Source organism: Limnohabitans sp. (assembly GCF_031539105.1).
GTDB lineage: Bacteria > Pseudomonadota > Gammaproteobacteria > Burkholderiales > Burkholderiaceae_C > Limnohabitans.
The window spans coordinates 1-20313 of the sequence record NZ_JAVKLM010000007.1; the positions used below are offsets into that span (position 1 = coordinate 1).

18 protein-coding genes are annotated in these 20313 nt (G+C 54.2%); 14 read left to right on the forward strand and 4 right to left on the reverse strand.

What is annotated here, in order from left to right; all coding sequences use genetic code 11:
• The first annotated feature begins 5 nt into the window (after positions 1 to 5).
• The 3 genes from rpsR (at position 6) to dnaB (ending at position 2310) form a co-directional block, all read left to right on the forward strand.
• Positions 6 to 287 (forward strand): 30S ribosomal protein S18, encoded by a 282-nt coding sequence (rpsR, locus tag RMR24_RS01000; protein WP_044397946.1) that lies wholly within the window; start codon positions 6 to 8, stop codon positions 285 to 287.
• Positions 288 to 298: 11 nt separating this feature from the next.
• On the forward strand, positions 299 to 751 hold the full coding sequence (gene rplI / locus RMR24_RS01005) for a 50S ribosomal protein L9 (RefSeq protein ID WP_104799312.1): 453 nt from the start codon (positions 299 to 301) through the stop codon (positions 749 to 751).
• 146 nt (positions 752 to 897) lie between these two features.
• Positions 898 to 2310 (forward strand): replicative DNA helicase, encoded by a 1413-nt coding sequence (dnaB, locus tag RMR24_RS01010; protein WP_310613227.1) that lies wholly within the window; start codon positions 898 to 900, stop codon positions 2308 to 2310.
• Positions 2311 to 2322: 12 nt separating this feature from the next.
• On the opposite strand, the gene RMR24_RS01015 is transcribed toward dnaB, so the two are convergent.
• The 3 genes from RMR24_RS01015 to RMR24_RS01025 all read right to left on the reverse strand — a co-directional run bounded on the left by RMR24_RS01015 (position 2323) and on the right by RMR24_RS01025 (position 5157).
• Positions 2323 to 3966 (reverse strand): PhoH family protein, encoded by a 1644-nt coding sequence (locus RMR24_RS01015; RefSeq protein WP_310613228.1) that lies wholly within the window; start codon positions 3964 to 3966, stop codon positions 2323 to 2325.
• A gap of 166 nt (positions 3967 to 4132) precedes the next feature.
• A complete protein-coding gene (locus RMR24_RS01020; protein WP_310613229.1) occupies positions 4133 to 4621 on the reverse strand; it encodes a peroxiredoxin in 489 nt (162 codons plus the stop codon).
• A 149-nt stretch (positions 4622 to 4770) separates the two neighbouring features.
• Positions 4771 to 5157 (reverse strand): Mth938-like domain-containing protein, encoded by a 387-nt coding sequence (locus RMR24_RS01025; RefSeq protein ID WP_310613230.1) that lies wholly within the window; start codon positions 5155 to 5157, stop codon positions 4771 to 4773.
• A gap of 64 nt (positions 5158 to 5221) precedes the next feature.
• On the opposite strand from RMR24_RS01025, the gene RMR24_RS01030 reads away from it, so the two are divergent.
• The 9 genes from RMR24_RS01030 (at position 5222) to RMR24_RS01070 (ending at position 15805) form a co-directional block, all read left to right on the forward strand.
• Entirely contained in the window at positions 5222 to 6445 is a 1224-nt protein-coding gene (locus tag RMR24_RS01030; protein ID WP_310613231.1) for a pyridoxal phosphate-dependent aminotransferase, read from the forward strand.
• Entirely contained in the window at positions 6442 to 7752 is a 1311-nt protein-coding gene (locus tag RMR24_RS01035; protein ID WP_310613232.1) for a homoserine dehydrogenase, read from the forward strand. Before RMR24_RS01030 ends, RMR24_RS01035 begins: the two co-directional genes overlap by 4 nt.
• Positions 7752 to 9185 (forward strand): threonine synthase, encoded by a 1434-nt coding sequence (gene thrC, locus RMR24_RS01040; RefSeq protein WP_310613233.1) that lies wholly within the window; start codon positions 7752 to 7754, stop codon positions 9183 to 9185. The genes RMR24_RS01035 and thrC overlap by 1 nt, the downstream gene beginning before the upstream one ends.
• Positions 9182 to 9712: a molybdopterin-guanine dinucleotide biosynthesis protein B gene (mobB, locus tag RMR24_RS01045; RefSeq protein WP_310613234.1), complete on the forward strand. Its 531-nt coding sequence runs from the start codon at positions 9182 to 9184 to the stop codon at positions 9710 to 9712. The genes thrC and mobB overlap by 4 nt, the downstream gene beginning before the upstream one ends.
• On the forward strand, positions 9709 to 10956 hold the full coding sequence (glp, locus tag RMR24_RS01050) for a gephyrin-like molybdotransferase Glp (protein ID WP_310613235.1): 1248 nt from the start codon (positions 9709 to 9711) through the stop codon (positions 10954 to 10956). Before mobB ends, glp begins: the two co-directional genes overlap by 4 nt.
• Entirely contained in the window at positions 10953 to 11228 is a 276-nt protein-coding gene (moaD, locus tag RMR24_RS01055; RefSeq protein ID WP_310613236.1) for a molybdopterin converting factor subunit 1, read from the forward strand. The genes glp and moaD overlap by 4 nt, the downstream gene beginning before the upstream one ends.
• Before the next feature lie 15 nt (positions 11229 to 11243).
• Positions 11244 to 11726 (forward strand): molybdopterin synthase catalytic subunit MoaE, encoded by a 483-nt coding sequence (moaE, locus tag RMR24_RS01060; protein WP_310613237.1) that lies wholly within the window; start codon positions 11244 to 11246, stop codon positions 11724 to 11726.
• A gap of 151 nt (positions 11727 to 11877) precedes the next feature.
• Positions 11878 to 14481 carry an ATP-dependent chaperone ClpB gene (clpB, locus tag RMR24_RS01065; protein ID WP_310613238.1) on the forward strand — a complete coding sequence of 868 codons (2604 nt, stop codon included), beginning with the start codon at positions 11878 to 11880 and terminating at the stop codon, positions 14479 to 14481.
• A gap of 115 nt (positions 14482 to 14596) precedes the next feature.
• A complete protein-coding gene (locus RMR24_RS01070) occupies positions 14597 to 15805 on the forward strand; it encodes an MFS transporter (RefSeq protein ID WP_310613239.1) in 1209 nt (402 codons plus the stop codon).
• Between the two features lie 62 nt (positions 15806 to 15867).
• Here RMR24_RS01070 and RMR24_RS01075 read toward each other — a convergent pair whose 3' ends face one another.
• Complete coding sequence (locus RMR24_RS01075) at positions 15868 to 16434, reverse strand: SWIB/MDM2 domain-containing protein (protein ID WP_310613240.1); 567 nt, start codon at positions 16432 to 16434, stop codon at positions 15868 to 15870.
• Positions 16435 to 16854: 420 nt separating this feature from the next.
• Here RMR24_RS01075 and aceA point away from each other — a divergent pair, with 420 nt between their 5' ends.
• The gene (gene aceA, locus RMR24_RS01080) at positions 16855 to 18186 is read left to right on the forward strand and encodes an isocitrate lyase (protein ID WP_310613241.1); all 1332 of its coding nucleotides are present in this window, start codon (positions 16855 to 16857) and stop codon (positions 18184 to 18186) included.
• A 102-nt stretch (positions 18187 to 18288) separates the two neighbouring features.
• A complete protein-coding gene (gene thrS, locus RMR24_RS01085; RefSeq protein ID WP_310613242.1) occupies positions 18289 to 20196 on the forward strand; it encodes a threonine--tRNA ligase in 1908 nt (635 codons plus the stop codon).
• The last annotated feature ends 117 nt before the right edge of the window (positions 20197 to 20313 follow it).

The window sequence follows — 20313 nt, forward strand, 5'->3', positions numbered from 1 at the left end:
AGATCATGGCCACATTCAAGAAATTCAACAAAGACAAGCGCCCAAAGCGCAACACGCAATCATTGCTTTTCAAGCGCAAGCGCTTCTGCCGCTTCACCGTCACTGGCGTTGAAGAAATCGACTACAAAGACGTCGACACCTTGCGTGACTTCATTGCCGAAAATGGCAAGATCATTCCCGCACGCCTCACTGGCACACGCGCCATTTACCAACGTCAGCTGAACACTGCCATCAAGCGCGCGCGCTTCTTGGCCTTGGTGCCATACAGCGACCAGCACAAGATCTAAGGAGACCGACCATGCAAATTATTCTGCTCGACAAGGTCGTGAACCTCGGCAACCTCGGCGAAATCGTCCGTGTGAAAGATGGTTACGCCCGTAACTTTTTGATCCCATCAGGCCGCGCTCGTCGCGCTACTGAAACTGCGATCAAAGAATTCGAAGTGCGCCGCGCTGAACTCGAAAAAGCTGCTGCTGAGAAGTTGGCTGCTGCGCAAGCGCAAGGCGAGAAGCTCGCTGGCAAAGCCGTCAAGATCGGCCAAAAAGCTGGTGTGGATGGCCGCTTGTTCGGCTCTGTGACCAACCATGACATCGCTGAAGCGTTGACAAAAGAAGGTTTCGCAGTGGCAAAAGCCCAGATCCGCATGCCTCATGGCCCTATTAAGGTTGTGAGCGACAGCACCGTGGGCGTTGCTTTGCACACCGACGTGATCGTTGAGATCACTGTGTCTGTGTACGGCGAAGCTGCTTAAGCTTTTCTGCACCACCTGAAGCCGCTCTTCGGAGCGGCTTTTTTATTTGTTCTTTGCTTTTCCCCAGCTAACCCACCTCTTATCCACAGAGTTATCCCAAGCACTTGGCGCCTCTGGGCTTAGGATGTGTGTTTTACAGGATCACCATGTCAGCCGCTTCTAACAGCTTTGATGAGAGCTTCTCTCACGACCAGCAAATTGCTCAACTGCGCATTCCTCCGCACTCCATCGAGGCCGAGTCCAGCGTTTTGGGCGGCTTGTTGCTGGACAACGGTGCTTGGGATCGTGTGGGTGATTTGTTGAACGAGGGTGACTTCTACCGCTACGAGCACAAGCAGGTGTATAGCGCTATCTTGACACTGGTGAACGCGAGCCGTCCCGCCGATGTGATCACAGTGTATGAGCACTTGCAAACTTTGGGTAAGGCAGAGGAAATTGGCGGTTTGGGTTATCTCAACGCACTCGCACAATACGTGCCCAGTGCCAGCAACATTCGGCGCTATGCCGAGATCGTGCGAGAGCGCGCGATTCTGCGTAAGTTGGTCACCGCCAGTGACGAAATTGCTACCAACGCCTTCAACACGCAGGGCAGGGCGGTGGCTCAAATTTTGGATGAAGCCGAGCAAAAAATCTTCAACATTGGTGAAGAGGGCTCGCGCATGAAGCAGGGTTTTCAAGCCATGCCGCAGCTGGTGGTCGACTTGCTGGACCGCGTGCAAGAGATGGCGGACAACCAAAACGACATCACAGGTGTGCCCACAGGTTTCATTGACTTTGACCGCATGACATCAGGCCTACAACCGGGCGACTTGGTGGTGCTTGCGGCCCGTCCGTCCATGGGTAAAACGGCTTTGGCCATCAACATTGCTGAGCATGTGGCCTTGAACGAAGGTTTGCCTGTGGCTGTGTTCTCCATGGAAATGGGTGCTTCGCAATTGGCAGTGCGTATCGTGGGTTCGATTGGACGCGTGGACCAAGGTCATTTGCGCACGGGTAAGTTGAGCGATGACGAATGGCCACGCCTGACGGAAGCCATCGAGAAGCTGCGCAATGTGTCGCTGCACATTGACGAAACACCAGGCCTCACGCCTAGCGAGCTACGTGCCAACGCGCGACGTTTGTCACGTCAGTGCGGCAAGCTTGGCCTGATCGTGGTCGACTATTTGCAGCTCATGAGCGGCTCCAATAGCAGTGGCGGTGACAACCGTGCCACTGAGATTGGTGAAATCTCCCGTGGTTTGAAAATGCTGGCTAAAGAGCTGCAATGCCCCGTGATTGCCTTGTCTCAGCTCAACCGAAGCGTGGAACAGCGCACCGACAAACGCCCGATGATGAGTGACTTGCGAGAGTCAGGCGCTATCGAGCAGGATGCGGACGTGATCATGTTCATCTACCGCGACGACTACTACAACAAAGAGTCCAAAGAGCCAGGTGTGGCGGAGATCATCATTGGCAAGCAACGTAACGGCCCCACGGGTACTGTTAAGTTGGCCTTCTTGAAACCACTCACCAAGTTCGAAAGCTTGGCCAGTGGTTACAGCAGTGGTGGCGACTATTAACGCAACAAAGCGTTAAAGCACTTCGCTGGCAAAGTCAGCCAGTCGCGAGCGCTCGCCGCGAGCCAAGGTGATGTGACCACCATGTGGCCATCCTTTGAAACGGTCGACGGCATACGTCAAACCAGAAGAGCCTTCGGTGAGGTAGGGCGTGTCAATCTGTGCCAAGTTGCCCATGCACACAATCTTGGTGCCGGGGCCCGCGCGCGTGATCAGCGTTTTCATTTGCTTGGGCGTCAAGTTTTGTGCCTCATCGATGATGAGGTACTTGTTCAAGAAGGTGCGTCCGCGCATGAAGTTCAAGCTCTTGATTTTGATGCGACTGCGAATCAAATCATTGGTAGCAGCACGGCCCCAGTCGCCTGAGCTGGTTTCGGTTTTGGCCAGCACTTCGAGGTTGTCGTCTAACGCGCCCATCCATGGACCCATTTTTTCTTCTTCAGTGCCTGGCAAAAAGCCGATATCTTCGCCCACGCTCACCGTGGCACGCGTCATGATGATTTCGGTGTAACGGCGGTCGTCCAACACTTGCGTGAGGCCTGCAGCCAATGCCATCAAGGTCTTGCCTGTGCCAGCGGTGCCGGTGAGAGTGACAAAGTCGATCTCAGGGTCAGTCAGCAAGTTCATCGCAAAGTTTTGTTCGCGGTTGCGTGTGGTCACGCCCCACACTGCATTTTTGAGATGCGTGAAGTCTTTGAGTGTTTTGAGCACCACGGTGTGACCGCGAATCTCTGTCACGCGGGCATACAGGCTGGGTTCGCCAGCAGATTCGTAATACACAAATTGGTTGATGTGCAACTCGGGCACCAAGGGGCCGCTCAGGCGGTAGAAGGTGTGGCTGCCGCTTTGCCAGCTCTCCACTTCTTTGGCGTGGCTGAGCCAAAAATCTTCGGGCAAAGCCAAGGCGCCTGAATACAGCAGGTCGCCGTCTTCGAGGGTTTTGTCGTTTTGGTAGTCTTCAGCGGCCAGGCCCAAAGCGCGTGCTTTAACCCGCATGTTGATGTCTTTGGAGACCAGCACCACCTCGCGTGGTGCGTATCTGACGCGCAGGGCTTCGACGACGCCCAAAATCTGGTTGTCGGCCTTGCCTTGTGGCAGGCTAGAAGGCAGGGTGAAGGCGAGCGGTTCAGTTTGAAAGAACAAACGTCCGCCCACTTCGATGTGGCCGGTGCCATCGAGCTTGATGCCCGTGATGATGTCGGCGTTGTGTGATGCCACCAAGGCATCCAATGAGCGACTGGTTTGGCGGGCATTGCGCGCCACTTCAGTCATGCCTTTTTTATGGCCGTCTAACTCTTCAAGCACGATCATAGGCAAGAACACATCGTGTTCTTCGAAGCGGAACAGGCACATGGGGTCGTGCATCAAGACATTGGTGTCCAGCACAAACAGCTTGGTGGGGCCTGTGTGTTTTTTCTTGATGCGGGCTGTTCGTGCGGGGATGGCTTTACGTTCGCTTTTGTAGGCGGGCATAGGCTCAGACTTGGGGGGGGCAGACGTGGCAGTGCTTGGTGCCTTGGTGGTCAAGGGTGCTTCAATTTCTTGTGGTTCTTGGCGTAGCGTTGGTTTACGTGCGCTGCGTGATTTGGCAGGCGTGGTGTCCAAACCCTCAGTGTTCAAAAAGGCGGCACGTTTGGCGGGGGCGGGTGGCAGTGGCATAAATGAAATTTAAAGAGTTGAAACGCAAAGAAAAAACTGAAACTCAGGCTTAAAAAACGAAAAAGCCGCCTGGAGGCCAAGGCGGCTTTTTGTTGGAAACATGTGCGCTTCTGTCAATGTCATAGAAACACTATAACCGAGCTCCGTGACACTTTTGGTGAGTGCTTTATGCCGCTGCAGCAGATGCCTTCTTCAAGGCTTTGACGGCTTTTAGGACTTCGTCCACGTGACCCGGCACTTTGAGGCCGCGCCACTCTTCTTTCAGCAAGCCATCCGCGCCAACCAAGAAAGTGCTGCGTTCAATGCCTTTGACTTTTTTGCCGTACATGATTTTGTTTTTCACAACGCCAAACATGTGACACATTTTTTCTTCTGTGTCGGCAATCAACTCAAAGGGCAGTTCGAGTTTGGTTTTGAATTCGTCGTGCGACTTCATGTTGTCGCGTGACACGCCAAAAACCATAGCACCGGCTTTGACAAAGTCTTTGTACTTGTCACGGAACTGCATGGCCTCGGTGGTGCAACCAGGTGTGTTGTCCTTGGGATAAAAGTACAAGACCATGACTTGGCCATTGTGTGAGGTGTTACTTACCTTAATGCCGCCTGTTGCATTGGCTTCAAATTCGGGGAGGGGTTTGTTGACAACAATTGCCATAGCGCTCAATCAGGTGTGACAGTTCAGACGGCCGGATGAAGGAGGCGACTGTCGAGACAGCCCCCTTCCGGCAACCCATTATTTTAACTTATAAACCTTGCATCGATGATGAATAAGAACATCAAGCAGACGCGCGGCGAAGCGTGTGCTTAATTATTACTTGCAGACGGTTCGATGATGAGTGCAGCCGCCACTTTGCGGCCTTCGCCCGCCAAGATGTTGTAGGTGCGACATGCCGCTTGTGTGTCCATGGTTTCTAGGCCCACACGTCGCTGCATCAACCCCACTTGCCATTCGGGTTTGGGAAAGCGCAAACGTTCACCGCTGCCAAAGATGACCAACTCCACGTCTAAATCTACCAACTGTGCAAAGTGATGCGGGCCTAAATCATCAAAACTTTGGCATCGCCAATCCAAGCGAAGTCCTTCGGAGCTGATCAGCACGCTGTGCGTGATTTTTTCGCCTTGGATAGCCACCCATCCCGAGCCATAGGCGGTAACGGACTGGGTCTCGATGCGATCGGGTTGTAATTTCATAAATGCCTTGAGATCTGTGGTCAAATTATAGGTTTCACCCCGTAAAAGAGCCCTCGGAGGGACTTTGAAACAGATCCAAAAATCCAACAAGCTGTCCAACGTCTGTTATGACATTCGCGGTCCCATCATGGACCGAGCGCGTCAAATGGAGGAGGAAGGCCACAAGATCATCAAACTCAACATCGGCAACTTGGCCGTGTTTGGTTTTGATGCGCCTGAAGAAATTCAGCAAGACATGATCCGCAACCTGCCCAACTCGGCTGGCTACTCGGACAGCAAAGGCATTTTTGGCGCCCGCAAAGCGGTGATGCACGAGACGCAAAAGCAAGGCATCAAAGGTGTCACGCTCGACGACATTTACTTGGGCAACGGCGCAAGTGAACTCATCGTCATGGCCACCAATGGCTTGCTGAACAATGGCGACGAGTTGCTGTTGCCTGCGCCCGACTACCCGCTATGGACCGCGGCGGTCAGCTTGTCTGGTGGTACGCCTGTGCACTACGTGTGTGACGAGGCGAATGGTTGGATGCCCGACATCGAAGACATTCGCGCCAAGATCACCAAGAACACCAAGGGCATTGTCGTCATCAACCCCAACAACCCAACCGGTGCTTTGTATTCAGACGAGTTGCTGATGCAAATCGTTGAGCTCGCACGCAAGCATGGCTTGATCATTTTTGCGGATGAGGTGTATGACAAGGTCTTGTACGACGGTGTCAAGCACACGCCCATCGCCAGCTTGAGCGACGATGTGTTGACGCTCACTTTCAATTCACTGTCCAAGAGCTATCGCTCCTGTGGTTATCGCGCGGGGTGGTTGGTGGTGTCTGGCGACAAAAAGCCTGCAGCTGACTACATCGAGGGCCTCAACATGCTCTCGAACATGCGCTTGTGCGCCAACGTGCCAGGCCAGTGGGCGATTCAAACCGCCTTGGGCGGCTACCAAAGCATCAACGATTTGGTGGGCGAGGGCGGTCGTTTGCGTAAGCAACGCGACTTGGCCTATGAGCTCATCACCGCCATTCCTGGCGTGACCTGTGTGAAGCCTCAAGCCGCGCTGTACATGTTTCCGCGCTTGGACCCCAAGGTGTACCCCATCAAAGACGACCAACAATTTTTCTTGGAGTTGCTCCAAGAAACCAAGGTCATGTTGGTGCAAGGCACGGGCTTTAACTGGAAGACCACGGACCATTTCCGTATCGTGTTCTTGCCTCACGAAGATGACTTACGTGAGGCCATCTCACGCATCGCAAAATTCTTAGAAAACTACCGAAATAGAAAAGCATGAAACCGATTCAAGTAGGCCTCTTAGGCATTGGTACCGTAGGCAGCGGCACGTTTGAAGTGCTCAAACGTAACCAAGAAGAAATTCAACGTCGCGCTGGTCGTGGCATTGAAGTCACGATGGTGGCGGATCTCGATGTGGCGCGTGCCAAAAGCATCGTGGGTGCAAATGTGGAAGTGGTGGACGATGCGCGCAAGATCATCGCCAATCCAGACATCGACATCGTGGTGGAGCTGATTGGCGGCTACGGCATTGCCAAGCAACTCGTGCTTGAAGCCATCGAAGCAGGCAAGCATGTGGTCACGGCCAACAAAGCATTGCTGGCTGTGCACGGCACAGAAATTTTTGCAGCTGCCCACAAAAAGGGCGTCATGGTGGCGTTTGAAGCCGCGGTGGCCGGTGGTATTCCGATCATCAAAGCTTTGCGCGAAGGCCTCACTGCCAACCGTATTCAATGGCTGGCTGGCATCATCAACGGCACGACCAACTTCATCTTGTCTGAGATGCGCGACAAGGGCTTGACCTTTGATGACGTGCTCAAGCAGGCACAAGCTTTGGGTTATGCCGAAGCTGATCCGACCTTTGATATCGAAGGTGTGGACGCAGCCCACAAAGTCACCCTAATGTCCGCTATTGCGTTTGGCGTGCCTGTGCAGTTTGACAAGGCCTATGTCGAAGGTATCACCAAGCTCGAAGCGCAAGACATCAAGTACGCCGAACAACTCGGCTACCGCATCAAGCTCTTGGGCATTTCCAAGCGCACGCCAGCTGGCATTGAACTGCGCGTGCATCCTTGTTTGGTGCCTAGCAAGCGATTGATTGCTAATGTTGAAGGTGCGATGAACGCCGTGATGGTGCATGCTGACGCCGTGGGTACGACGTTGTATTACGGCAAAGGTGCGGGCAGCGAGCCCACTGCCAGCGCGGTGATTGCTGACTTGGTCGACATCACACGTTTGCACACGGCAGACCCGTTGAACCGTGTGCCGCATTTGGCCTTCCAGCCCGATGCGATGAGCAGCTTGCCTATTCTGCCGATAGCTCAAGTGGTCACCAGCTATTACCTGCGTTTGCGCGTGGCCGACCAAGCGGGCGTGCTTGCCAAGGTCACCGGCATTTTGGCCAGTGCTGACATTAGTATTGATGCGGTCTTGCAGCGCGAAGCCGGTGAGGGCGAGAGCCACACCGACCTCATCATCTTGACCCACGATTGTGTAGAAGCCAAGATGAATGAAGCCCTTGCTGAAATGCAAAAGCTCACCACCGTGTTGGCCCCCGTCACCCGCATCCGCAAAGAAGAGTTGAACTGATGCTGTATTTGTCCACGCGCGGCCACGCCGAGCGCAAGCGTTTTTGTGAAATCCTCCTCGAGGGCTTGGCCCCAGACGGTGGTTTGTATTTACCCGAGCACTACCCACAGGTGGACGATGCTGCGCTCACGCGTTTGCGCATCACGTTCAACACACAGGGCTATGCCGCCTTGGCGTTTGAAGTGCTGTCGCTCTACATCGACGACATCCCTGCGGCTGACCTGAAAGCCTTGTGCGCTAAGACCTACACCCAAGAGGTGTATGGCACTCAGGCCATCGTGCCTGTGCGCAAGTTAGAGGACGGCTTGTGGGTCGAGGCTTTGTCCAACGGTCCTACGCTCGCCTTCAAAGACATGGCCATGCAACTGCTGGGCAACTTGTTTGAATACGAGTTGGCGCGCCGTAGCGAAGAACTGAACATTTTTGGTGCGACCAGTGGCGACACGGGCAGCGCGGCCGAATACGCCATGCGTGGCAAAAAAGGTGTGCGCGTGTTCATGACCAGCCCGCACGGTCGCATGAGCCCCTTTCAGCAAGCGCAAATGTTCAGCTTGATGGACGAGAACATCCACAACATCGCCATCGAAGGCGTGTTTGACGATTGCCAAGACTTGGTCAAAGCGGTGTCCAACGATTTGGACTTCAAAACCAAATACAAAATTGGCACGGTCAACTCCATCAACTGGGCGCGCTTGCTGGCCCAAGTGGTGTACTACTTTGCTGGTTATTTCCAAGCGACCACGGCCAACAGCCAAAAGGTGAGCTTCACCGTGCCGAGTGGTAACTTTGGCAACGTGTGTGCAGGCCATGTGGCCCGCATGATGGGCTTGCCGGTGGACACCTTGGTGGCCGCTACCAACGAAAACGATGTGTTGGACGAGTTCTTCCGCACCGGCGTGTACCGCGTGCGCGGCAGTGCCGACACATACGAAACATCGAGCCCTTCGATGGATATTTCCAAGGCCAGCAACTTCGAACGCTTTGTGTTCGATTTGCTCGGTCGTGATGGTGCGTTGGTCAAAGACTTGTTTGGTGCACAAATTTCCAAAACCGGTAAATTTGACCTGAGCGCTAATCCGCACTTCGCAGAAGCTGCCACCCGCTACGGTTTTGCCAGCGGCAAGAGCACGCATGCCAACCGTTTGGACACCATCCAAAACGTGCATAAGCACTTTGGCGAGATCATCGACACCCACACAGCCGACGGCGTGAAAGTGGCGCGTGAACACCTCAAGCCTGGCGTGCACATGATCGTTTTGGAAACCGCCTTGCCCATCAAATTTGCTGCCACCATCGTGGAAGCTTTGGGTCAAGAGCCCCATCGTCCGGCTAAGTTTGAAGGCATTGAAGCTTTGCCTAAACGTGTCTTGGTGATGAAGCCAGACGTGGCTCAAATCAAAGCCTACATCGCCAACCATTGCGACCCCGCATGAAAGTCGTCGCCTTTGCAGGTTATTCCGGCTCAGGAAAAACAACCTTGGTCGAGCAGTTGATTGGCTGCATGCGCATGAAGGGTTTGCGCGTGTCTGTGGTCAAACACGCGCACCACAACTTTGACATTGACAAGCCTGGCAAAGACAGCTGGCGTCACCGCGAAGCGGGTGCGTTTGAGGTGCTGGTGGCATCCAACCAACGTTTGGTGTTGCAGCGCCAGTTTGAGCAGCCTGCGCAGCTCTCGGTGCACCACCTGTTGGCCGAGGTGTACGAGGGTGTGGATTGGGTCTTGGTCGAAGGCTTTAAGAAAAGCGATTTGCTCAAGGTTGAAGTTTGGCGCAAAGCGTCTGAGCAACCTGTGCGTTACCCTCATGATGACTTTGTGGTGGCCATCGCCACCGATTCACCACAAGACATGCCAGAGGCTACATTGCGCCCCGTGTTGGACCTCAACGACCCTTATGCCATCACCGAATGGTTGGTGGCCAATGAAGACCGTTTCGAATACCACCCACCTTTGCTATGACCCGTCCCCCTTTGCTCTCACTCGATGACGCGTTGCCGCAATTGCTGGCGCAAGCCCATGTGTTGACCACGACGCAATCGTTGTCCACCTTTGATGCCGATGGCCGCGTGCTCGCACAAGACGTGGTTGCGGCTTTGCAAGTGCCTCCACAAGACAACAGCTCGATGGACGGTTACGCCGTGCGCTCGTCTGATTGTGTGCAAGCAGCTGCCGTGTTGCACGTGACGCAGCGCATTCCTGCCGGCACACACGGCACGCAACTCAATGCTGGCGAAGCCGCTCGCATCTTCACAGGTGCACCGATTCCGCCCGGCGCAGATGCCGTGGTGATGCAAGAAGACTGCGAAGTCTTAGAGGACGGCCAAATCAAAGTGAACAAAGCCGTGCCCGCAGCGCAGTGGATTCGCCGCTCGGGTGAAGACGTCACACGCGGTGCCAAAGTGCTGTCCCAAGGCACTCGTCTGACACCCGCAGAGTTGGGTTTGGCGGCCAGCATTGGCTTGGCACAGCTGCAAGTGTCGGCGCGTCCACGCGTGGCCTTGTTCTCCACAGGTGACGAGTTGGTCATGCCCGGCGATGTGGCACCTGAGGCCATGCCTGCTGGTGCGATTTACAACTCCAACCGCTTCTTCTTGCGCGCCATGTTGCAGCGCTTGGGTTGCGAGGTCACAGACCTTGGCATCGTGCCCGACAAACGTGAGGCCACCATCGCCGCCTTGCGGGATGCAGCCCAACACCATGATTTGATTTTGACCAGCGGCGGTGTGTCGGTGGGTGAAGAAGATCACATCAAACCATCGGTTGAGGCCTTGGGAGAATTGAACCTCTGGCAACTCGCTATCAAGCCCGGCAAGCCCTTCGCGTATGGCAAGGTGAATCTCGGCAGTCATACCGAAGGCGATGCTTGCCACTTCATGGGTCTTCCCGGTAATCCGGTTTCTAGTTTTGTGACCTTTTTGTTGTTGGTGCGTCCGTTTGTGTTGGCCTTGCAGGGCGCTACGAAGACGGACATTGCACGCACGGACATGAAAGCCCATTTCGATTGGCCGCGCGCTGACAAACGTCGCGAGTTTTTGCGTGTCAAACGCAACGCCGAAGGTGGCCTTGATTTGTTCCCCAACCAAAGCTCTGGCGTGCTCACCTCAGCCGTATGGGGTGATGGCGTGGTGGATAACACTGCTGGGCAAACCATTGCCAAAGGCGATACCGTTCGCTTTATTTCTTTTGCGGAGTGGCTGGCATGAGCGCGCCCCCCAAAATGACCCTCAACGTGAACCTCAAATACTTTGCGTCTATTCGCGAAGCCATCGGGCAGGGCAGTGAGCGCGTGAGCACACAAGCCACAACGCTCAAAGACTTGCGTGATGAGCTGATTGCACGCGGCGGCGCTTATGCCGAAGCATTGGCTCATGGCCGCGCTGTGCGCATGGCTTTGAACCAAGATTTGTGCGAAGAGTCTGCCGCTTTGAGCGAAGGCTGCGAAGTGGCTTTCTTTCCGCCCGTCACTGGCGGTTAACTTAAGAAGCAAGCCATGTCATTCACCGTCAGCATCCAAACCCAAGACTTTGATGTGAGCCAAGAGCTTGCCACCTTGCGTGCAGGCGATGCTCGCGTGGGGGCCGTGTGCTCGTTTTTAGGCACGGTGCGCGAGCGCAACGATGGCAGCTCGGTGGCCAGCATGGAACTCGAGCATTACCCAGGCATGACTGAAAAGTCCATCTCGGCCATGATGGATGAGGCCAAGAAACGCTTTGACATTTTTGCTGCCCGCGTCATTCACCGCGTGGGTTTGCTGCACCCAGAAGACCAAATTGTGTTTGTGGCTGTCACCTCGGCACACCGCGGTGAGAGCTTCAAGGCCTGCGAGTTTTTGATGGATTACCTCAAAACCCAAGCGCCATTTTGGAAAAAAGAAGTCACGCCCGAAGGCGCGCGCTGGGTCGATGCCCGTGTGAGCGACGACCAAGCCTTGGCCCGATGGGGCATTCAAGCGACCAACACCACACCGCAATAACGGTGTGCGCCACCGCACTGACAGTGCGATGTTCGGATGGTTGAATGCGCTGTACTTTGACTCAGATCAACACCACTGTGCTGGTGTGATCTTGAAATAAGACATACCAGCCTCAGTTATCAATTCATCTAATCAATTTCTCGGAGTTTCCATGCGCGTTGATAAACTCACCACCAAGTTTCAAGAAGCTTTGAGCGACGCCCAGTCGCTGGCCCTTGGGGGCGACCACGCCTACATCGAGCCTTCCCATGTATTGGTCGCCATGCTGCGCCAAGATGATGGGCCTAAGTCGCTGTTGCAGCGCACAGGTGCCAATGTGACCGGCTTGTTGTCGGCGGCAGAAGACGCGATGAACCGCTTGCCCAAGGTCGAAGGTCAAGAGCAGGTGCAAGTGGGGCGCGACACCGTGTCCTTGATCCAAGCTGCTGAAAAAGAAGCCATCAAACGTGGCGACCAGTTTGTGGCCAGTGAATTATTTTTGTTAGCCATGTGCGATAACAAAGGCAATTGGGGCAAGTTGGCCACGCAAAACGGCTTGAACCGCAAGTCATTAGAGGCGGCTGTCACGGCCGTGCGCGGCGGCCAAAAAGTGGACAACGCCGAAAGCGAAGGTCAACGCGAGTCACTGAAAAAATACTGCATGGACCTGACCGAGCGAGCCCGACAAGGCAAGCTCGACCCCGTGATTGGTCGTGACGATGAAATTCGCCGCGCCATCCAAGTGTTGCAACGTCGAAGCAAAAATAACCCTGTTCTTATCGGTGAACCCGGCGTGGGCAAGACCGCGATTGTCGAGGGCTTGGCCCAGCGCATCGTGGCGGGTGAGGTGCCTGACTCGCTCAAAGGCAAACGCGTGTTGTCACTCGATATGGCTGCTTTGCTGGCGGGGGCGAAATACCGCGGTGAGTTTGAAGAGCGCTTGAAAAGCGTGCTCAAAGAATTGGCGCAAGACGAAGGCCAAACCATTGTGTTCATTGACGAGCTGCACACCATGGTGGGGGCTGGCAAGGCCGATGGCGCCATGGATGCGGGCAACATGCTCAAGCCTGCTTTGGCTCGTGGCGAGCTGCATTGTGTGGGCGCGACCACGCTGAATGAATACCGCAAGTACATCGAAAAAGATGCGGCGTTGGAGCGTCGTTTCCAAAAAATTATTGTGGGCGAACCTTCTGTAGAAGCCACGATTGCTATTTTGCGTGGTCTGCAAGAAAAGTACGAAGTGCACCATGGCGTCGAGATCACTGACCCCGCCATCGTGGCTGCAGCCGAGCTGAGTCACCGCTACATCACCGATCGTTTCTTGCCTGACAAGGCGATTGATTTGATCGATGAGGCTGCGGCCAAAATCAAAATTGAAATCGATTCCAAGCCCGAGGTGATGGACAAGCTCGACCGTCGCCTGATTCAGCTCAAGATTGAACGCGAAGCTGTGCGCAAAGAAAAAGACGAAGCCTCGCAAAAACGCATGGAGCTGCTTGAAGAAGAGATTGAAAAGATTGGCAAAGAGTACGCCGACCTGGACGAAATCTGGAAAGCTGAAAAGTCATCTGCCCATGGCGGTGCACAACTCAAAGAAGAGATTGACCGTCTTCGCCACCAGATTGAAGAACTCACCCGCAAGGGCGAATTCAACAAAGTGGCCGAGCTGCAATACGGCAAATTGCCAGAGCTTGAAAAGCGCATGAAAGAAGCCAACGCACGCGAAAGCAGCAAGGCGACGGCCGCTGGGGGCCACCGCTTGCTGCGCACCCAAGTGGGCGCTGAGGAAATTGCCGAAGTGGTGGCGCGTGCCACCGGCATTCCTGTGTCCAAGCTGATGCAGGGGGAGCGCGACAAGCTCTTGCAAATGGAAGATAAGTTGCACGACCGCGTGGTGGGTCAAGAGGAAGCCATCACGGCAGTGGCCAATGCCATTCGCCGCTCGCGTGCGGGCTTGGGTGATCCCAATCGCCCCACGGGTTCGTTCTTGTTCCTCGGCCCTACGGGTGTGGGTAAGACAGAGCTCTGCAAAGCCTTGGCTGGCTTCTTGTTTGACAGCGAAGACCACATGATTCGCATCGACATGAGCGAGTTCATGGAGAAACACTCGGTCAGCCGCTTGGTGGGTGCGCCTCCCGGCTATGTGGGTTACGACGAAGGCGGTTACTTGACCGAAGCCGTGCGTCGCAAACCCTACAGCGTGCTGTTGCTGGACGAGGTGGAAAAGGCCCACCCTGATGTGTTCAACATCTTGTTGCAAGTGCTCGACGATGGCCGTTTGACCGATGGCCAAGGCCGCACGGTTGACTTTAAAAACACGGTCATTGTGATGACGTCCAACATTGGCTCACCCATCATTCAAAGCATGGTGGGCCAAGACCCACAAGACATCAAAGACGCGGTGTGGGATGAGCTCAAGTCGCACTTCCGCCCCGAGTTCTTGAACCGCATTGACGAGACGGTGGTGTTCCACGCCTTGGATGCTGAACACATCGCCAGCATCGCGGGCATACAGCTCAAGATTTTGGGGGCGCGTTTGACCAAGATGGACTTGACTTTGGATGTGTCACCCGCAGCACTGGCCGAGTTGGCAAAGGTGGGCTTTGATCCTGTGTTTGGTGCACGTCCATTGAAGCGTGCCATTCAACAGCGCATCGAAAACCCCTTGTCCAAGTTATTGTTGGAAGGCAAGTTCTTGCCCAAAGACACGATTGCTGTCAGTGTGGACCCTGTGCGTGCGCCAGGCGAGTTTGCATTCACCAAAGCCGTGGTCTGAACTACGGCGGCTGAGAGGGTTTGCCCCTTGTCAGGATAGGGGGCTTGTCTCCCAGTGGAAGACGCAAAAAAGCGCAGCAGTTAGGATACCTTCATCCTTTTTGCTGCGCTTTTTTATGACCACTTTGAACCCCGCAACCAACCCTTGGCGCGATGACGTAGCCGTCATTGGCTTGGTGGGCGTGGCACACGCCAGCTCGCACTTCTCGCACCTGCTGTTGCCGCTCATGTTTCCCGTGTTCATCAGCACCTTTGGTTTGAGCTATTCCGAGTTGGGTTTTTTGATGACGGTCTTCTTTGTCGTCTCTGGCATTGGTCAAGCCTCTGCTGGTTTTGTTGTTGACCGCTTGGGTGCACGGCCAGTGTTGTTTGTGGCTTTGCTGTTGATGGCAGCGGGCTGCATGGCTGTGTCTGTGGCTGATAGCTATGTGGGCTTGATGTTGGGCGCTGCATTGCTGGGGCTCGGCAATTGCTCGTTCCACCCTGTGGACTTCACCATCCTGAATCAAAATGTGTCTGCCCCTCGATTGGGTTATGCGTTCAGCGCGCACGGCCTGACTGGTAACTTGGGCTGGGCACTGGCGCCTGTGTTCATGGTGGGCTTGAGTGCTGCGTTTGATTGGCGTGCTGCCTATGTGGGCGCTGCATTGCTTTTCATGGGTATCTTTGTATTGTTACTCTGGCAGCGTGAGCATCTGCATGCCGAGGTGGTGAACCACAAGTCAAGTGCCAGCGATGGCAGCACCTTGTCCTTTTTGAAAATCCCCGTCGTGTGGTGGTGCTTTAGCTTTTTCTTGCTCTCCACGATGACGCTGGCGGTGGTGCAAAGCTTTGCTGTGTCTATCTTGCAAGCGCTTCACCACGTGACGTTTGAGGCTGCTACCGTTACGTTAACGGCTTATATGCTGTGTGCTGCCGCCGGGATGTTTGTGGGCGGCTTTGTGGCAGCACGTTGGCCCCGTCACAGCGACAAGGTCGTAGCGACTTGCATGGCCGTAGGTGCTTTGTTCATGGCACTGTGCGGCAGTGGTCTGTTTGGCGCTGATTTGACGATGGTCATCTTGGCCGCCACAGGTTTGGCCATTGGCGTGGGCGGCCCTTCACGCGACATGATGATCAAAAAAGCCACGCCCCAAGGTGCCACAGGTCGTGTGTATGGCATGGTTTATTCGGGGCTCGATACAGGCTTTGCCATTTCGCCCCTCATCTTTGGCGTGTTCATGGATCACGGTTGGTATGGGGCAACTTTGCTGGGCGCAGCTTTTGTGTTGTTGCTGAGCGTGCTGGTGGCTTTGGGCGTGGGGCGCAGAACGGCGCACGTGTAAGACGCATTTGCTCAACAAAAAAGGGACCTCACGGTCCCTTTTTTGTTGAGGCAGAAACTGAATTACTTCAGGTGCTTGCCGATCAAGCCAGCCAATTCAAACATGGTGACTTGGGCTTTGCCAAACACTTGCTTGAGCTTGTCGTCAGCGTTGATGTTGCGCTTGTTGACTTTGTCTTGCAGTCCGTGTTTTTTGATGTACGTCCACATCTTGCTCACAACTTCAGTGCGTGGCACTGCCGTGTGGCCAATCACAGCGGCCAAAGCAGCGCTGGGTGTGAGTGCCTTCATGAAGGCTGCGTTAGGCGTGCGCTTTTTAGCAGGCGCTTTTTTGGCGGCTACTTTTTTAGCGGGGGCTTTCTTGGCAACAACTTTCTTAGCCGCTACTTTTTTTGCAACTGGCTTTTTGGCAGGAGCTGCTTTCTTAGCAGGTGCCTTTTTGGTCACTACTTTTTTAGCTGCTGTTTTTTTAGCAGGAGCGGCCTTCTTTGCTGGGGCTGCTTTTTTAGCAGCAGGCTTTTTAGCTGCTACTTTCTTAGCAGGCGCAGCTTTTTTCGCTGCTACTTTTTTTGCGGGAGCAGCTTTCTTTGCTGCTACTTTTTTAGCCGGAGCTTTCTTTGCAGTTGCCATGGTTCATTTCCTTCTAGAAGTTTTTTTCAAGCCCTTAGAGATATCGCTCTAGAGCATTGCGGATGCTAATTGAGAACGAAGTTCTTTCCAAGTGAAAACGACTTTTTCATTTGGAAATGTTGTTTTTCACGAGCGCGTTATTACTGTATCAATTGGCGGTCTTGCATGCAAAGGGTGGTCACTGGATTGAAGTCCATATTTCCTTGAAAGTTAATTTTGCATCATGAAATTATGATTTGCTGCAGCGCAATATTTTTTCTTGATATGAGAAATGGAATTTCACATATCGGAATTACGTACGCAAGCCCATGTTTTTATTGAATAAAAATAAATTCTTCTATAAGACATAAGATGTTATCCCACTCTTATATAAGACTTATAGTTGGTCATCGACAACCACTTAACTAACTGGAGTGAACCATGCCTCAATCCCTGAACGAACAACTCAGCCGCGAACAACAAATTGCCGCCCTCGAAAAAGACTGGGCAACGAACCCACGCTGGAAAGGCGTGAAGCGTGGTTACTCTGCTGCTGACGTCGTGCGTTTGCGCGGCAGCATGCCTATCGAGCACACGCTTGCCAAGCGCGGTGCAGAAAAGCTCTGGGAAAAAGTCAACGGCGGCGCCAAGAAAGGCTACGTCAACGCATTCGGCGCGATCTCTGCGGGTCAAGCCATGCAACAAGCCAAAGCGGGCTTGGAAGCTGTGTATTTGTCAGGCTGGCAAGTGGCTGCGGACGGCAACACTTCTGAAACCATGTACCCAGACCAATCGCTCTACGCGTATGACTCGGTGCCCACCATGGTTCGCCGCATCAACAATACCTTCAAGCGCGCTGACGAAATCCAATGGGGTCGTGGCGTCAACCCAGGCGACAAAGAATTCATTGACTACTTCTTGCCCATCGTGGCTGACGCTGAAGCCGGTTTCGGCGGCGTGTTGAACGCTTTCGAATTGATGAAAAACATGATCGTGTCCGGCGCTGCTGGCGTTCACTTTGAAGACCAATTGGCTGCTGTGAAGAAATGCGGCCACATGGGCGGCAAAGTGTTGGTGCCCACACAAGAAGCCTGCGAAAAATTGATTTGTGCACGTTTCGCGGCTGACGTCATGGGCACATCCACCATCGTGTTGGCCCGTACCGATGCTGAAGCTGCCAACTTGATCACGTCTGACCATGATGCCAACGACAAGCCATTTTTGACAGGCGAGCGCACACCCGAAGGTTTCTACCGCGTCAAAAACGGTTTGGAACAAGCCATCAGCCGCGGCGTGGCTTACGCTCCCTACGCTGACTTGGTGTGGTGCGAAACAGGCGTGCCAGACATTGGCTTCGCTCGCGAATTCGCACAAGCTGTGCACGCCGCATGCCCAGGCAAGTTGCTGTCTTACAACTGCTCACCTTCTTTCAACTGGAAGAAGAACCTCAACGACAGCCAGATCGCTTCGTTCCAAGAAGACCTGTCGGCATTGGGCTACAAGTACCAGTTCATCACGTTGGCTGGTATTCATATCAACTGGTACAACACATTCCAGTTTGCACACGCTTATGCCAACGGCGAAGGCATGAAGCACTACGTCAACATGGTGCAAGAGCCTGAATTCGCAGCACGCGATCAAGGCTACACCTTTGTGTCACACCAACAAGAAGTGGGCGCAGGCTACTTCGACGACGTGACCACCGTGATCCAAGGTGGTTCGTCTTCTGTCAAAGCCCTCACGGGTTCTACTGAAGAAGAGCAGTTCCACTGATCGTCTTCTGAGTGAAATGCTAAGGCGGCGTAAAATCCATACCTAGCGTTTAGATACTCATTCCAAGCGCGGCCTATGCCGCGCTTTTTTCATTGAAGACTCATGGTTCAGATTACTCTCCCCGACGGTTCGCAACGTGAATTTCCAGGCCCCGTGACCGTGGCCGAAGTGGCCGCGTCGATTGGCGCTGGTTTGGCCAAGGCAGCTTTGGCTGGCAAGGTCGATGGCAAGGTGGTGGACACCAGCTTCACGATGAGCAGCAATGCGAGCTTGGCCATCATCACGGCCAAAGACGCCGAAGGCTTGGAGGTGATTCGTCACTCCACCGCCCACTTGTTGGCTTATGCGGTGAAAGAGCTTTACCCAGAAGCGCAAGTGACCATTGGACCCGTCATTGATGACGGCTTCTTTTACGACTTCTCGTTCACGCGTGGCTTCACGCCCGAGGACTTGGCTGCCATTGAAAAGCGCATGACCGAGTTGGCTAACAAGGATGAGCCCGTGGTGCGTCGCGTGTTGCCACGTGACGAAGCGGTGGCTTATTTCAAAGGTTTGGGTGAGCATTACAAAGCCGAAATCATTGCCAGCATTCCTAGCAACGAAGACGTGAGCCTGTACCGCGAAGGTGCTTTTGAAGACTTGTGCCGTGGCCCACACGTGCCCAGTACCGGCAAGCTCAAGCACTTCAAGCTGATGAAAGTGGCCGGTGCCTACTGGCGCGGTGACAGTAAGAACGAAATGCTGCAACGCATTTACGGCACAGCATGGACCAGCAAAGACGACTTGCAGCTCTACCTCAAGCGCCTCGAAGAGGCTGAAAAGCGCGATCACCGCAAACTGGGCCGCGAGCTGGATTTGTTCCACATTGACGAGCACGCGCCTGGCTTGGTGTTTTGGCATCCCAAGGGCTGGACCGTGTGGCAAACCATCGAGCAGTACATGCGTCAGGTGTACCGCGACAACGATTACCTCGAAGTCAAAGGCCCGCAAATCATTGACAAGTCTTTGTGGGAGAAAACAGGTCACTGGGACAAGTACCGCGACAACATGTTCACCACCGAGTCTGAAAAGCGCGACTACGCTTTGAAGCCCATGAACTGTCCCGGCCACATCTTGATCTTCAAGCAAGGCATCAAGAGCTACCGCGACTTGCCACTGCGCTACGGCGAATTTGGCCAGTGCCACCGCAACGAACCTTCGGGCGGCTTGCACGGCATCATGCGCGTGCGCGGCTTCACGCAGGACGATGGCCACATCTTCTGTACCGAAGACCAAATCTTGCCCGAGTGCGACACCTTTACCAAGGTGCTTAAGAAGGTTTACGCTGACTTTGGTTTTGCCGACATCTTGTACAAAGTGTCCACGCGTCCCGAAGCCCGCATTGGCTCGGACGACTTGTGGGACAAGGCCGAAAAAGCCTTGATGGACAGCTTGACCGCTGCAGGCTGTGAGTACGTCATCTCTGAAGGTGACGGCGCTTTCTACGGCCCCAAGATTGAGTACACCCTGAAAGACGCGATTGGTCGTGAATGGCAGTGCGGCACGATTCAGGTTGACTTCAACTTGTCGGAGCGCTTGGATGCTGAATACACGGCAGAAGACGGCTCACGCCAACGCCCCGTCATCTTGCACCGCGCCATCGTGGGCAGTATGGAGCGTTTCATTGGAATTTTGATCGAACAGCATGCTGGCGCCTTGCCCACTTGGCTGGCCCCAACCCAAGTGGCGGTCCTCAATATCACCGATTCACAGGCCGAATATTGCAAAGAAGTTGCGAAAACGCTGCGAAATCAAGGGCTTAGGGTCGATTTAGACCTCCGCAACGAGAAAATCACGTATAAAATACGTGAGCATTCAATGCAAAAGCTTCCCTACATCTTGGTCGTAGGCGACAAAGAGAAGGAAGCTGGCGCCGTCGCAGTGCGCGCCCGAGGCAATCAAGACCTCGGTGTGATGTACCTCGAAGCCTTCTCTCAAAAGATTGCTTCCGACATTGCTCTCAAAAGCTGATTTCATTGAGAAATTGCCAAGAGTTGTGCGTCGCACACGTGTGTCGGTTTGTTTTTGATTTTTAAGGATAGTCACCATCGCTACAGAATTTCGCGACCGCCGCCAGCGCGAGGAACG

Bases quoted from the DNA above. Each gene is read 5' to 3' on its own strand.
- rpsR (WP_044397946.1), top strand. From the start codon at position 6: ATGGCCACATTCAAGAAATTCAACAAAGACAAGCGCCCAAAGCGCAAC.
- rplI (WP_104799312.1), top strand. From the start codon at position 299: ATGCAAATTATTCTGCTCGACAAGGTCGTGAACCTCGGCAACCTCGGC.
- dnaB (WP_310613227.1), top strand. From the start codon at position 898: ATGTCAGCCGCTTCTAACAGCTTTGATGAGAGCTTCTCTCACGACCAG.
- RMR24_RS01015 (WP_310613228.1), bottom strand. From the start codon at position 3,966: ATGCCACTGCCACCCGCCCCCGCCAAACGTGCCGCCTTTTTGAACACT.
- RMR24_RS01020 (WP_310613229.1), bottom strand. From the start codon at position 4,621: ATGGCAATTGTTGTCAACAAACCCCTCCCCGAATTTGAAGCCAATGCA.
- RMR24_RS01025 (WP_310613230.1), bottom strand. From the start codon at position 5,157: ATGAAATTACAACCCGATCGCATCGAGACCCAGTCCGTTACCGCCTAT.
- RMR24_RS01035 (WP_310613232.1), top strand. From the start codon at position 6,442: ATGAAACCGATTCAAGTAGGCCTCTTAGGCATTGGTACCGTAGGCAGC.
- thrC (WP_310613233.1), top strand. From the start codon at position 7,752: ATGCTGTATTTGTCCACGCGCGGCCACGCCGAGCGCAAGCGTTTTTGT.
- mobB (WP_310613234.1), top strand. From the start codon at position 9,182: ATGAAAGTCGTCGCCTTTGCAGGTTATTCCGGCTCAGGAAAAACAACC.
- glp (WP_310613235.1), top strand. From the start codon at position 9,709: ATGACCCGTCCCCCTTTGCTCTCACTCGATGACGCGTTGCCGCAATTG.
- moaD (WP_310613236.1), top strand. From the start codon at position 10,953: ATGAGCGCGCCCCCCAAAATGACCCTCAACGTGAACCTCAAATACTTT.
- moaE (WP_310613237.1), top strand. From the start codon at position 11,244: ATGTCATTCACCGTCAGCATCCAAACCCAAGACTTTGATGTGAGCCAA.
- clpB (WP_310613238.1), top strand. From the start codon at position 11,878: ATGCGCGTTGATAAACTCACCACCAAGTTTCAAGAAGCTTTGAGCGAC.
- RMR24_RS01070 (WP_310613239.1), top strand. From the start codon at position 14,597: ATGACCACTTTGAACCCCGCAACCAACCCTTGGCGCGATGACGTAGCC.
- RMR24_RS01075 (WP_310613240.1), bottom strand. From the start codon at position 16,434: ATGGCAACTGCAAAGAAAGCTCCGGCTAAAAAAGTAGCAGCAAAGAAA.
- aceA (WP_310613241.1), top strand. From the start codon at position 16,855: ATGCCTCAATCCCTGAACGAACAACTCAGCCGCGAACAACAAATTGCC.
- thrS (WP_310613242.1), top strand. From the start codon at position 18,289: ATGGTTCAGATTACTCTCCCCGACGGTTCGCAACGTGAATTTCCAGGC.